We start from the raw sequence: 11,663 nt of genomic DNA, 5'->3' as shown, positions 1-11,663 counted from the left end.
GGGGTTACTGCGATCCGGCTTCCACCAGTCTACCAAAGGCCTCCGCGGTGGCGGCGAGCGGCGTTCGCAGTGGGTGAACGCGGGTTGCGCGTCACTCCAGGGAGTCGCTCCGCCACAGCCGCGCGCAGCTCACGAGCTCGGCCGCGGTGGTCGAGAGGCGCAGGGCGCGGGTGGTCAGCTCGCTCGCCCGGGCGGGGTTCACGGGCTCCACATCGTCGGCGACCGAGACGGCTCCGGAGGCGCTCACGCGGCAGAACGCCGCGGCGCGGTCCAGTGCCACCGCGAAGTCGCCGTCGAAGACGCCGCGGAGGATCCGGTCGGCCAGCTCGGTGATCTCTGCCGGCCCCGTGGGAGTGCTGGCTCCGGCGACCACCGGGTCGATCGTGGCGGACAGCTCGACTCCGCGCTGGTAGAGGAAGCTCGTGCTCTCCGGGTCCTGCCGGATGACCAGCCGCAGCAGGTAGATCCGCCAGAGGGCGCCCGGCAGGCTCGCCGCGCTGGAGCGCGCCCAGAGCTCGGCGAGCGCGTCGATGCCGTTGTGGTCGGTGTACTCGACCAGGCGGTCGATGACCACCGGGTCGGGGTCGTTCCGGACACGGCTCAGCAGCGCGATCGCGGTCTCGTGGGCGACGCGGCTGATCTGCGCCGGGTCCTCTCCTCCCTGGAACGCCTCGAAGACGTGGGAGGGGAACTTGGTCGGCTTGTGGAAGCCGTCTGTCATGGGGCCGCCTTCCGCGGTCGTGCGCGCGGACGCTCTCGCGCTCGCGCTCCGTAGGGGTTTCGAGGAGGGTAACGCCCGCGGCTGGGCGGGTATGCCCGCGCCGAGGACGCGGTCCGCTCCGGGATCGTCCGCGGTCCGGGCCGCACCTGCTCCGGGGGCGCCGACGGCCCGCTACCCTGGATCGCGCGGGCCTCTAGCTCAGTTGGCAGAGCAGCGGACTTTTAATCCGCGGGTCGTCGGTTCGAGCCCGACGGGGCCCACCAGTAACGGCGCGGAAGAATCGACGTCAGTCCACGTAGACGTGATCCGAACCCCTCGAAAACCCCTCGAAGCAACGACGCGCTCGCCATAATGGGTCCAGGAGGGCGCGATGTCGAAGTACAACCTCGGGGAACGGCTAGGGCTTGGCAGCCAGGGCGAAGTTTTCCGCGCAACCCCGGTCGGCGGCTCCGGGCCCGTCGCGATAAAATTCTTCAGTTACACGGGCGATCCCACGAGGCGGAGTGAGCACCTTCTTCGCTTCGAGCGCGAGACTCGTATCCAATCATCGCTTTTTCATCCCAACATTCTGCCCGTGCTTGCAATAGACACCGAAGCAAGTCGCCCGTCCTTTGTAATGCCACTGGCCGACGAATCCCTGCGCGATTTGCTTATGGCATCGCCAGGCGGCATCGGGAAAACACGGGTCGATTCAATTTTTCCATCAATCCTCGAAGCTGTCGCTCACGCTCACGCAAATGGCGTCATCCACAGAGACATAAAGCCGGAGAATATCCTCTTCATCGCGGGAGTTCCTCTTGTCGCCGATTTCGGGCTTGGTAGAAGACTATTCTCGGACTCGACTCTCACAGTGACGCAAGGCGGGCTTGGCACGGTTGGATACGCCGCACCCGAGCAGTGGGAAGACGGACATCTCGCAGACGAAAAAGCGGATGTTTACGCCCTGGGATGCGTCCTGTACGAGGTGCTCTGCGGAAGGAAGTTCGCATCGGGGCCCCGATGGGAGGAAGTTCCCGCCGAATATCGCTACTTGATCATGTCAGCGACAAGCGCCCGAGCTGATCAACGCCTCAGTACAGTCAGCGAGTTCGCAGTCCAATTCGGATGGGCGTCGAATGGAGCGAGAACTTTACTCCCGCCAACGGAGGAAGCGTTGGAGTTGGTCCGTCGACTTGCAAGTGGCGAAAATGGCGTGGTTCGGGAGCTAAACACCCTACTGATTACCAATACAGACGATGTTCAGCTCTACCTCCGAATAATTCCATATCTTGCGGAAGACGTCGTGCGTGCGCTTGCCACCGATACGGAGAACTTTCGTCGAGTTATTTCTCAATTTGATCTTTATGCTAACGATCAGCACCCGTGGGACTTCACCGATCGTATTGCGATTTTCATGTCAAGCGTCTTCAGGGCCACTGGCGACCTTCAGATCCGATCGATTGTACTTCGGCGCTTGCTCTGCATCGGAGCTGCGCACAATCGATTCTTTGTTCGCGAAAAGTATGTAGAAGTCGTGGCTATTGCGGTGCGGTTTCCGGAACTGGTTCCTGTTGTGGCCGCAAGCTTACGTGAGAATGACTGGGCGATTGCCTTCAATCGGCAAGCACTTCTAGAGCTGTCGTTACCTCCGATGCTTCGAGGGCTCCTTGGTTGACGAAACTACGACTGCCAGATGTCATACGGAGCACGAGGGCCAGGAACTCCGGAAAAGGATCCGTTGAATGAAGACTAGCGATCTAAAGTTCTGGTTTATTGACCTGACGACCGCGCCAAGTGTAATGGACTGGGCCGCGCTTATTTTGACCATCATCGGTTTTTGGATCGCGTTCGTTCAACTTAGGAAGACTAAGAAGGCGGCAGAAGCCGCGACCGAAGCACTGACCGGCGCGCAAGCGACACTCTCCGAACGCGCCATGCATGCGATTGCGCCGCAGCTTCATCATGTGCACGAAGATATTCAGGTTGCAATGAAGAGTGGCGATACTCTCGATGCGCAGCGCGCTCTACTTCGGTTCTCGCGATTAGCTAATGAGATGGGTGACATCCTAAAAACCAGCTACCCGACCCACACCGAGCTTGTCACAATCATTCAATCTGCAAGCTCGAAAGCCACGAAGGTTAAAGTTACCCTGGTCACGAAACCCACAACTGACGTTCCAACATCGTTGCGACCTGTCTTCAAGGACGTCGATGCTGTAATGGTAGCCGTTGATTCAATGACCGCGAACCTCCGCAACAAGCTAGAAGGAGCGCCTAATGTTTAGCCATTCCGAGTGGGCAATACTCGTTAGTAAGTTGCGGCAGTTGACCGAGTCCGGAAAAGTTCTCTGGAATTTGGAAGGTAATACGAGCTTGTCGGTAACGGTCGGAAAGACCATTTACCGACTTGGAGCGCGAGACGAGGACGACGCTCCACCCTGGGCACTTTATGTGATACAAATGAGCAACAAATACACGCTTGAGCCTGAGCGACTCATTGATACGCTAAACGGCGAGTACGGCGAGGAAAGCGACGTGAAACCGGGAACTCTCGTCCCGGGTCTGCGAGATGTTGCATACCGTATGGCCCTCGGTGGTCCTCAACTCGCGAAGGATCTTCTTAGTGAGATGGCCGCGATAGACCCGACAGAACCTCCGAAGTACGGCTTGCCCTTCTAGCGAGCGGCCACGAAGGCGTCGAACTTCGCCATGTGCGAGGTGTAGTCGGTGGCGTAAAGGTGCGCGTAGATCGTGTCGGTCGTGGTCACGCTCGATGTCGGCCGCTGAGCAGCGCCGCGAGATCGTCCGGCAGCGCGACGACCGCGCGCCCTCGAGCGAGACCGCGGCGGAGACAGCCCGCCGCACGCAGGCGGGCGGCCACGGGACCCGTCGCGCGCGCTGAGCGCCCAGCCCTGGGCCGCTCTGGCACGACTAGGGAGCGGCCCAGCGGGCAGCAACATTGCCTGCGGTCGCCTCTATCATCAGTGCTATGGACGATTGGGTGCCGCTTGGCATGGACCCGGAAGAGCTGGAAGTTCTCACAGATGGAGTGCCGCCGTGGCTTGAGGCGTCTATCTGGCAGTGGGTGGACCTGAATATAACCCAGTCGCTCGAACCGTCGAAGAATCACGTTTCACTGTTCGACCGAAAGACTCGTCGCCGCGAGCCGCTCTTCCGCCTCTATGCGTCCCGCGGACTTCGAGGGCTGCAAGATGTACTGGATGACAATGAAGTTCTCCGCCTAGTCGATTTCCTGCTCAAGTTCGGACTCGGCTTCGACATAGGCGTTCTCGAGTCGGTACTTCTTCAAGGCGGGTCTCTTTGGACGGTCGGTGATCGGGCAGGACACCGCGGTCTCGTCCGGAGAGTGCCAGAGGGCGTCGAAATTGCAGCTATCGAGATCATCAGCCGCTCTGGGAGCGCAGGGTCGCTGCTCGCCGAGGCATGGCAAGCCTGCTTCGGCATCGACCCGGATCCGGAGGATGCGTACGAGAAAGCCATCAAGGCCGTCGAGGAAGCGGGAGTGCATCTCGTTTCGCCGAAGAACGTAAAGGCCACGCTAGGAACGATGTGTAGCGACATGGACAACCAGGGCGACTGGCGCCTGCCGTTGGGCGAGGTCGCGAAGTACCCCTCGAACGACGCTGCCCGGAAGATGGCGCGGGCGTTGTGGTCAGGTCAGGAGAGCCGTCACGGCGGCAACGAATACAGGAAGCCGACTCAGGAGGAGGCCGAGGCAGCGGTGCTGCTGGCGGTGCCGCTCGTCCAGTGGTTCACATCTGGAGTCCTGGCGAGGCGCTGACGGGTCGGAACCCCTCCGAAAACCCCTCCACCCACGCCGCGCTGGGGTGATCCGACCCACGCCGAACAGCTCCGCGGCTCCCCCGCCGGACAGCTCCCGATCCCAGGGTTTGCATGGGTAGAAGCGCCTTCGGCGGTTCACCCCGGTCCGGATCGGATCACGGACGAGGGACCAGGGAGACCGTCTTTTAATCCGCGGGTGGTCGGTTCGAGCCCGACGGGGCCCACCACTCGACCGCCTGGTCGCGCTTTCCGGACAGTGCCAGGGCGCAGCCAGGTCGCCGCACTACCGTGCAGAGGTGCTGACCGTCCTCCGCGTCCTCCTGCGCCGGCCTCGGCTGTGCGAGGCGTGCCGCGTCCGGCCGGCCCGCCGCCGTGACCCGTTCTGCTCGACGGACTGCGCGAAGACGTACTACCTCTACCTCTGACGCCTCGTCCGGGCCGCGGTGCTCCGCGACGGCGTCACTCGTGGCAGAGCGACCACACCTCGTCCGGGTAGTCACGGACCTTCTCGCCGACGAGCAGGCGCCAGCGGCCGTCCTGGTGCTCGAGCAGGCGGCCGGTGACGACCTCCGAGAGCCAGTCGGAGTCGATCCGGTACCAGCGGACGAGGCGGACGGTCGTCGCGGTGTGCGAGACGCGGGTCGTCATCGCGGGAGTCCCTTCTCGAGGAGGGAGCGGGGTGCTGGAACCAGCGGGGCGTTCGACGCGCGAACGGGGGGATGACCCGCGCCGGGACGACTCCGTTGTCGACCGGCCGGGAGACTGCGGCGGGCATCCGGCGGACCGGATGCCAGGAACTCTAGACGACCGCGCGGACGGTGTCTGTCCCGTCGCCGGTCACAGCGGAGCGACTCCGTTCAGCGGGCTCAGGGCTGGACGGTGCAGCCGGCCGGGCGCGTCTGCCGGAACGCCGCCGCCTCGCGGGTGCGGGAGCGGAGCCTCCTCGCGCGGCGGCGGAGGAGCCGCTCGCTCGGGCCGAAGGCTCCGGATTCGAGGAGCTGGCGGAGGGACAGGGTCACCTGCCGGGCCAGACGGGGATCGATGCGGCCGGGGATCCGGATCGCGTCGATGAGGTCGAGGGCGTTGCGCGTGGTGCGGGAGATCGCCATGACGGAACCCTAGGGACGCCGGGGCGCGGTGTGCGCGCCCCGGACGGGGGCGCCGACGGGGACTGATGCTCAGCCCCGGGGCGCCCCGGCGGGATCAGTCGTGCCCGTTGCTGCCGTCGCCACGGCCCGTGGAGGACTGCAGGCGGTCGATGTGCTCGGAGGCCTGGGCCTTGGTGAGGTCGGCGGGCAGGGTCTCGCCCGCCTCGCGCGCGAGGGTGTCGAGGTAGCTGCGCTGCGGGCCGGTCATCGGCTCGTCGCCGGTGACCCAGTCGGACGGGTCCTTGCTGGCGCTGGTGTCGCTGCCGTCGTCGGCACGGGCGCCGAGGACGTCGCCCTCGGTCTTGACATCGGGATCGGTGGTGTTGTCATCGCTCATGGTGCGACCGTACGCCCGACCACCGACGTCGACGAGGGCTTGCGGAGCGGGCCCGGGCGCCCCGCTTCACGAGCCGAGCAGCGCGTGCGCGACGGTGAAGATGACCAGCCCGGCCAGGGAGCCCACGACGGTGCCGTTGATCCGGATGAACTGGAGGTCCTTCCCGACCTGCAGCTCGAGCTTCTCGGACGTCTCGCGCGGGTCCCAGCGGTGGATGGTGTCGCCGATGATGCTGGCGATGTCGGTGCGGTAGCGGTCGACCAGGTTGGCCGCTACCGATCCGATCCAGGAGTCGACGGTCGCCGCGAGACCGGCGTCGGTCGAGAGCCGGCGGCCCAGATCGACCACGATCGACTCGATGCTGCCGCGGAGGGGGCTCGACGGGTCGTCCATCGCGCCGAGGAGGGAGGCCTTCGTCGCCTCCCAGGCGTCCCCGGCGAGCTCGCGGACGCGCGGGCTGTCGAAGGCGCGGTTCTTGATCTCCTCGACCCGGGCGATCAGGTCGGGGTCGGTGCCCAGATCCTGCGCCAGCGTGGCGAGGTAGCCGTCGATCGCGATCCGGAACGGGTGCACCTGGTCCTCGCGCACCGCGGCGACGAAGACGAGCGCCTCGCGGTACAGCCGCTCGTCCACCGCTCGGCTGACCGCGGAGGGCAGCCAGCTCGGCAGGCGGCCGCTGACCATGCGGGTGAAGCTCTGCGGGTTCGCGGTCAGCCACGCCTCCGCCTGCTCCACCAGCGTGTCCACGAGGCGCCGGTGGTGGCCCGCCTCGACCACGCTGCCCACCAGCGAGCCCAGCGGCGGGCCCCACTGCGGGTCGAGGAGGTGGCGCCGCGCCAGCGCCTCGATCACGCGCTGCACGTCGGAGTCGTCCAGCAGGGCGATCGCCGAGCGGACGGCCGCGGCACTCTCGCCGCCGACCCGGTGCGCGTTCTCCGGCTCGGCGAGCCACAGCCCCGCCCGCCGGGCGATCCCGAAGGAGTCGAGCTTCTCGCGCACGATGGCGCCGCGGAGGAAGTTCTCCTCGACGAACTGCGCGAGGCTCGCGCCGATCTCGTCCTTCTTGGTCGGGATGATCGCGGTGTGCGGGATCGGCAGGCCCAGCGGCCGCCGGAACAGCGCGGTCACGGCGAACCAGTCGGCGAGCGCGCCGACCATCCCGCCCTCGCTCGCGGCCCGGACCCACTGCAGCCACGGGTAGCGCTCCTGCAGGGCGAACGACACGGCGAAGACGACGGCCATCACCACGAGCAGGCCCGTGGCGAGCCGCTTCATCCGGACGAGAGCGACGCGCTTGGCCTCGTCGTCGCGCCCGACCGCCGCGAGGGTGGTCATGACGCGGTGGGGAACCCCTCGTGGCGGATGCCCCACGCGACGGTCCACTCCTCGCCCGGCTCGAGCCAGCGCAGGCCCTGCCCGCTGTTGAACGCCTCGGCGGGAGCGGTCATCGGCTCCACGGCGATCGCGGTCTTCACGTCGTCGCCGTCGGGGAAGATCCGGGTGATGAAGACCTGGATGAAGTTGTGCGAGGCGTCGGCCCAGAGGAGCACGCGGCGGCCGTCCGCGGCGCGGAGGCCGTGCACGCTCTCGCCGTCGACCATCCGGACGTCGGCCCAGGCGTCGTCGAGCTCGAGGTCGCCGATGCGGCGGCCGGAGCGGAGGTCCCACTCGGTGCCCTCGACCGGGTTCTGCACGGTGGGGTTGAGGCGCTCGTCGACCTCGATGTGCACCGCCGCGTCGACGGTGATCTCGAGCTCGTCGGTCGGCACGTCGCCGATGGCGAGGAAGGGGTGCGTGCCGATGGCGACGGGTGCCTCGTCGGCTCCGACGTTGACGACGCGGTGGACGACCTTCAGCCCGTCGGCCTGCAGCTCGTAGCGGACCGAGGTCTCGAGGTGGAACGGGTAGCCCGCCTGCGGCACGACCGGCGCGGCCAGCTCGACGAAGGACGGGCCCTGGTCGACGAGGCGGTACGGGGTGCTCACCAGGAGGCCGTGGATGGCGTTGTGGTACTTCGGCTCGGTGATCGCGAGCTGGAGCGTCTCGCCGCGGTGGTGCCAGCGCCCGTCCTTCACGCGGTTGGGCCAGGGCATCAGGACGATGCCCGAGCCGAACGGCGGGACGGTGCTCTCCGGGTAGGAGGCGGTGATCTCCACTCCGTCGACCGAGAGGTGGCGCAGCGCTGCGGCCACCTCCGTCACGACGGCGTGCAGGGTGCGTCCCTCGGCGGTGAGGTCGAGCGAGAACTGGCGCCCGGTGGCGGGGGCGGGGGTGAAGTCGGCCATTCCTCGATCCTACGGACTGACGCGCTCGCCGAGCGTCCGGCAGCGGGTGACCGCGAGCCCCGCCTCCTCCAGAGCGGCGACGAGTCCGTCGGCGGCCCCCGCCCCCGTGAGCAGACGGTCGAACTCGTCGGGAGCGGCGACCCGGCCGAGGTCGACCACTCCGAGCTTCGAGGAGTCCGCGACCACGACCCGGCGGGTCGCCGCCTGCAGCATCCGGCGCTTCAGGGTCGCCTCCGGGAGATTGACGTTGGTGACGCCGGCCTCGGGGTGCACGCCGGTGCAGCCGATGAAGGCGATGTCGGCGCGGATCCGCTCGAGCAGCTCGGACGCCAGCGGCTCGACCAGCGAGTGCTGCAGCGGCCGCAGAGTGCCCCCGGTGACGACGACCGTGAAGCGCGGGATGGCCGGCTCGAGCGCCAGCGCCGTGGAGAGGCCGTTCGTGATCACCGTGACGTCGCGCAGCTCCTCCCGCGCCACGAGCGCGTGCGCGATGGCGAGCGGGGTGGTGCCCACGTCGAGCACGATGCTCTGCCCGGAGGAGACGGAGGCGGCGGCCTCCTCGCCGATCGCGGCCTTCTCGTCGGAGGCGGCGCTCAGGCCCTCCTCGAGCGAGCGCTCGCCGGTGGGTCTCGGCGCCGGGATCGCCCCGCCGCGCACCCGCTGGAGGACGCCCTCGCTCGCGAGCAGGGCGAGATCGGAGCGGACGGTGACGACCGAGACCCCGAGCATGTCGGCCATCGGGGCGACCCCGACGAAGCCCGAGCTCTCGGCGGCCAGGCGCAGCCTCAGCCGGCGCTCGATCGCCGACGTGGACTCCTGCTCGCCGTCCGTCCTCATCCGCCCATCGTGCCCGCGGTCGAGTGGACTTGTCAAAGCGAAAACGAGCTTTCCTTTTCGAAGGTGCGGCCCTAGTCTGACTCCTGCCATGAACGAAGCGATCACCCTCTCCGCCGGCGTCGTCAAGCGCCCGCACACGCTGGCCGACGGCCGCGAGCTCCTCTACTTCGACGACGCCGACACGACGCTCCCCCCGGAGCGCGCCGCCGACGCCCGCCACCTCGACCCCCGCCCCGCCACCGCGCGGATGCGCCAGGACGTGCTGACCGGCGAGTGGGTCTCCATCGCCGCGTCGCGCCAGAACCGCGTGTTCCTGCCGCCGGCCGAGCTCGATCCGCTCGCCCCGGCGTCGCCGACGAACCCGTCGGAGGTGCCCAGCCGCTACGACGTCGCCGTCTTCGAGAACCGCTCCCCCTCCTTCGGCCCGCTCCTCGAGGACGCGGACGCGCCCGCCTCGCTGGAGGACCTGCGCACCCTCGGGCTCGGCCGGACGCTGACCAGCGTCGGCCGCTGCGAGGTCGTCTGCTTCAGCCCCGAGCACGAGGGCTCGTTCGCCACGCTCAGCGCCTCCCGCGCCCGGACCGTGGTCGAGGCCTGGGCCGACCGCGTGGGCGCCCTCTCGGCCCTTCCCGGCGTGCAGCAGGTCTTCCCGTTCGAGAACCGCGGCGAGGCGATCGGCGTCACGCTGCACCACCCCCACGGGCAGATCTACTCCTACCCCTACGTCACGCCGCGCACGACCCGTCTGCTCGCCTCGCTCGACAGCTACGGGCCGTCGATGTTCGCCGACGTCCTCGCCTTCGAGCAGGCCGGCGAGCGCGTCCTCCTCCGCGGCGAGCACTTCACCGCGTTCGTGCCGTTCGCCGCGCGCTGGCCCGTCGAGGTGCACCTCCTGCCGCACCGCCACGTCCCGGACCTGGCGGCGACCACCCCGGAGGAGCGCGACGAGCTGGCTGCGATGTACCAGCGCCTGCTCCGCGGCATCGACGCCCTCTACGACACCCCGACGCCCTACATCGCCGCCTGGCACCAGGCCCCGGTGCACGAGCGCCGCGACGAGGTGCGCCTGATGCTCCAGATCACCTCGCCCCGCCGCGCCGAGACGAAGCTCAAGTACCTCGCGGGGAGCGAGGCCGCGATGGGCGCCTGGATCGGCGACATCGCCCCCGAGACGAGCGCCGCGGCCCTGCGCGCGGCGATCGAGCGGGCCGAAGCGGCCGTGCTCGAGGCCGGGATCGCACAGCGCCCCGACGCGGCGCTGCCGGTCGCCGCGCACAGCGACGACTCGCTTCCCGGCGGCGCCGCCACTCCCGCCACCACCGCCGCCGACATCGCCGAGGAGAACCGATGACCGCCGCTCCCGCCTCCCTGACCGCCGTCGCCGAGAGCGCGGCCGCCGCCTTCGAGCGCACCTTCGGCCGCCCCGCCGCGGGCGTCTGGGCCGGCCCCGGCCGCGTGAACCTGATCGGCGAGCACACCGACTACAACGACGGCTTCGTCTTCCCCTTCGCGATCGACCGCGCCACGGCGATGGCCGTCGCTCCGAGGGAGGACCGCCTGATCCGGATCAGCAGCGCCTTCTCCCCCGACGTGGTCGAGGTCGCTCTCGACGAGCTCGGCCCCGGCGCCGTGACCGGCTGGTCGGCCTACCCGCTCGGCGTGGTCTGGGCGCTCACCGAGTACGGCGTCGACCTGGGCTCCCGCTCGGGCTTCGACGCGTACGTCGACTCCGACGTGCCGGTCGGCGCGGGGCTCTCGAGCTCGGCGGCGCTGATGTGCGCGATGGCCGTCGCCCTCGACGAGCTCTGGCACCTCGGTTTCGACCGCGCGACGATGGCCCGCGTCGGTCGTCGCGCCGAGAACGTCGCGGTCGGCGCCCCCACCGGGATCATGGACGAGTCCGCCTCCCTCTTCGGGAAGCGCGACGCCGCGGTGTTCCTGGACTGCCGCAGCCTCGACACCGAGGTCGTCCCCCTCGGCTTCGAGGAGGCCGGCCTCGTCCTGCTCGTCGTCGACACGCGCGTCGAGCACGCGCACGCCACCGGCGGCTACGCCGAGCGGCGCGCCTCCTGCGAGCTCGGCGCCGCGACCCTCGGCGTGCCGTCGCTCCGCGAGCTGACGGTCGACGACCTGCCGCGCGCCCAGGAGCTCCTCGACGACGTCACCTACCGGCGCGTGAAGCACGTCGTGACCGAGGACGTCCGCGTGCTCGAGACCGTCCGCACCCTGCGCGAGCACGGTCCCCGGGCGATCGGCGATCTGCTCGACGCCGGCCACGTCTCACTCCGCGACGACTTCGAGATCTCGGTGCCCGAGCTCGACACCGCCGTCGAGGCGGCGCGCGGCGCCGGAGCGATCGGCGCCCGGATGACCGGCGGCGGCTTCGGCGGCTCCGCGATCGCCCTCACCCCGGTGGAGAAGGAGGAGGAGGTCCGCGCCGCGGTCCTCGCCGCCTTCGCCGAGAAGGGCTTCACGACTCCGGAGCTCTTCCTCGTCACGGCCGCCGACGGCGCGGGCCGCGTGCTCTGACCACTGCTTCCGTCGACGCCCCC

General features: G+C 68.5%; 14 protein-coding genes and 1 tRNA gene. 8 read left to right on the top strand and 7 right to left on the bottom strand.

The window, feature by feature from the left end; genetic code table 11:
• Positions 1–91: 91 nt before the first annotated feature.
• A complete protein-coding gene (locus GTU71_RS00865; RefSeq protein WP_104227273.1) occupies positions 92–721 on the bottom strand; it encodes a DNA-directed RNA polymerase subunit beta in 630 nt (209 codons plus the stop codon).
• Between the two features lie 187 nt (positions 722–908).
• On the opposite strand from GTU71_RS00865, the gene GTU71_RS00860 reads away from it, so the two are divergent.
• The 6 genes from GTU71_RS00860 to GTU71_RS16550 all read left to right on the top strand — a co-directional run bounded on the left by GTU71_RS00860 (position 909) and on the right by GTU71_RS16550 (position 4,929).
• Positions 909–984, top strand: a tRNA-Lys gene (locus tag GTU71_RS00860).
• 107 nt (positions 985–1,091) lie between these two features.
• Positions 1,092–2,375: a serine/threonine-protein kinase gene (locus tag GTU71_RS00855; RefSeq protein WP_159939105.1), complete on the top strand. Its 1,284-nt coding sequence runs from the start codon at positions 1,092–1,094 to the stop codon at positions 2,373–2,375.
• Between the two features lie 67 nt (positions 2,376–2,442).
• Positions 2,443–2,985: a hypothetical protein gene (locus GTU71_RS00850; protein WP_159939104.1), complete on the top strand. Its 543-nt coding sequence runs from the start codon at positions 2,443–2,445 to the stop codon at positions 2,983–2,985.
• Positions 2,978–3,379 carry a hypothetical protein gene (locus tag GTU71_RS00845; RefSeq protein WP_159939103.1) on the top strand — a complete coding sequence of 134 codons (402 nt, stop codon included), beginning with the start codon at positions 2,978–2,980 and terminating at the stop codon, positions 3,377–3,379. Before GTU71_RS00850 ends, GTU71_RS00845 begins: the two co-directional genes overlap by 8 nt.
• 310 nt (positions 3,380–3,689) lie before the next feature.
• Positions 3,690–4,502, top strand: coding sequence for a hypothetical protein (locus tag GTU71_RS00840; RefSeq protein WP_159939102.1), 813 nt, complete (start codon positions 3,690–3,692; stop codon positions 4,500–4,502).
• 298 nt (positions 4,503–4,800) lie between these two features.
• A complete protein-coding gene (locus tag GTU71_RS16550) occupies positions 4,801–4,929 on the top strand; it encodes a hypothetical protein (protein WP_258059535.1) in 129 nt (42 codons plus the stop codon).
• Between the two features lie 34 nt (positions 4,930–4,963).
• On the opposite strand, the gene GTU71_RS00835 is transcribed toward GTU71_RS16550, so the two are convergent.
• From GTU71_RS00835 to GTU71_RS00810, 6 genes are all read right to left on the bottom strand, one after another.
• A complete protein-coding gene (locus GTU71_RS00835; protein WP_104224712.1) occupies positions 4,964–5,152 on the bottom strand; it encodes a hypothetical protein in 189 nt (62 codons plus the stop codon).
• 218 nt (positions 5,153–5,370) lie between these two features.
• A complete protein-coding gene (locus tag GTU71_RS00830) occupies positions 5,371–5,613 on the bottom strand; it encodes a hypothetical protein (protein WP_104256416.1) in 243 nt (80 codons plus the stop codon).
• 94 nt (positions 5,614–5,707) lie between these two features.
• Positions 5,708–5,989: a DUF3072 domain-containing protein gene (locus tag GTU71_RS00825; RefSeq protein WP_104224714.1), complete on the bottom strand. Its 282-nt coding sequence runs from the start codon at positions 5,987–5,989 to the stop codon at positions 5,708–5,710.
• A gap of 66 nt (positions 5,990–6,055) precedes the next feature.
• Complete coding sequence (locus tag GTU71_RS00820) at positions 6,056–7,324, bottom strand: DUF445 domain-containing protein (RefSeq protein WP_104224715.1); 1,269 nt, start codon at positions 7,322–7,324, stop codon at positions 6,056–6,058.
• Positions 7,321–8,274, bottom strand: a complete 954-nt coding sequence (locus GTU71_RS00815; protein ID WP_104263066.1) for an aldose 1-epimerase family protein — start codon at positions 8,272–8,274, stop codon at positions 7,321–7,323. Before GTU71_RS00815 ends, GTU71_RS00820 begins: the two co-directional genes overlap by 4 nt.
• Positions 8,275–8,283: 9 nt before the next feature.
• Complete coding sequence (locus GTU71_RS00810) at positions 8,284–9,111, bottom strand: DeoR/GlpR family DNA-binding transcription regulator (protein WP_104256413.1); 828 nt, start codon at positions 9,109–9,111, stop codon at positions 8,284–8,286.
• Positions 9,112–9,199: 88 nt separating this feature from the next.
• On the opposite strand from GTU71_RS00810, the gene galT reads away from it, so the two are divergent.
• Positions 9,200–10,462, top strand: a complete 1,263-nt coding sequence (galT, locus tag GTU71_RS00805; RefSeq protein WP_159939101.1) for a galactose-1-phosphate uridylyltransferase — start codon at positions 9,200–9,202, stop codon at positions 10,460–10,462.
• Positions 10,459–11,640: a galactokinase gene (gene galK / locus GTU71_RS00800; RefSeq protein WP_159939100.1), complete on the top strand. Its 1,182-nt coding sequence runs from the start codon at positions 10,459–10,461 to the stop codon at positions 11,638–11,640. The genes galT and galK overlap by 4 nt, the downstream gene beginning before the upstream one ends.
• Positions 11,641–11,663 lie beyond the last annotated feature (23 nt).

Origin of the sequence: Rathayibacter sp. VKM Ac-2762 (assembly GCF_009866585.1) — a bacterium.
In the GTDB taxonomy this organism is placed as follows: Bacteria; Actinomycetota; Actinomycetes; order Actinomycetales; family Microbacteriaceae; genus Rathayibacter.
This window is presented reverse-complemented; position numbering and strand designations above follow the sequence as displayed.

Coding starts and splice junctions, on each gene's coding strand:
- GTU71_RS00815 (WP_104263066.1), bottom strand. CDS start 8,274: ATGGCCGACTTCACCCCCGCCCCCGCCACCGGGCGCCAGTTCTCGCTC.
- GTU71_RS00840 (WP_159939102.1), top strand. CDS start 3,690: ATGGACGATTGGGTGCCGCTTGGCATGGACCCGGAAGAGCTGGAAGTT.
- galK (WP_159939100.1), top strand. CDS start 10,459: ATGACCGCCGCTCCCGCCTCCCTGACCGCCGTCGCCGAGAGCGCGGCC.
- GTU71_RS00850 (WP_159939104.1), top strand. CDS start 2,443: ATGAAGACTAGCGATCTAAAGTTCTGGTTTATTGACCTGACGACCGCG.
- GTU71_RS00865 (WP_104227273.1), bottom strand. CDS start 721: ATGACAGACGGCTTCCACAAGCCGACCAAGTTCCCCTCCCACGTCTTC.
- GTU71_RS00820 (WP_104224715.1), bottom strand. CDS start 7,324: ATGACCACCCTCGCGGCGGTCGGGCGCGACGACGAGGCCAAGCGCGTC.
- GTU71_RS00845 (WP_159939103.1), top strand. CDS start 2,978: ATGTTTAGCCATTCCGAGTGGGCAATACTCGTTAGTAAGTTGCGGCAG.
- GTU71_RS00825 (WP_104224714.1), bottom strand. CDS start 5,989: ATGAGCGATGACAACACCACCGATCCCGATGTCAAGACCGAGGGCGAC.
- GTU71_RS00855 (WP_159939105.1), top strand. CDS start 1,092: ATGTCGAAGTACAACCTCGGGGAACGGCTAGGGCTTGGCAGCCAGGGC.
- GTU71_RS00810 (WP_104256413.1), bottom strand. CDS start 9,111: ATGAGGACGGACGGCGAGCAGGAGTCCACGTCGGCGATCGAGCGCCGG.
- galT (WP_159939101.1), top strand. CDS start 9,200: ATGAACGAAGCGATCACCCTCTCCGCCGGCGTCGTCAAGCGCCCGCAC.
- GTU71_RS00830 (WP_104256416.1), bottom strand. CDS start 5,613: ATGGCGATCTCCCGCACCACGCGCAACGCCCTCGACCTCATCGACGCG.
- GTU71_RS00835 (WP_104224712.1), bottom strand. CDS start 5,152: ATGACGACCCGCGTCTCGCACACCGCGACGACCGTCCGCCTCGTCCGC.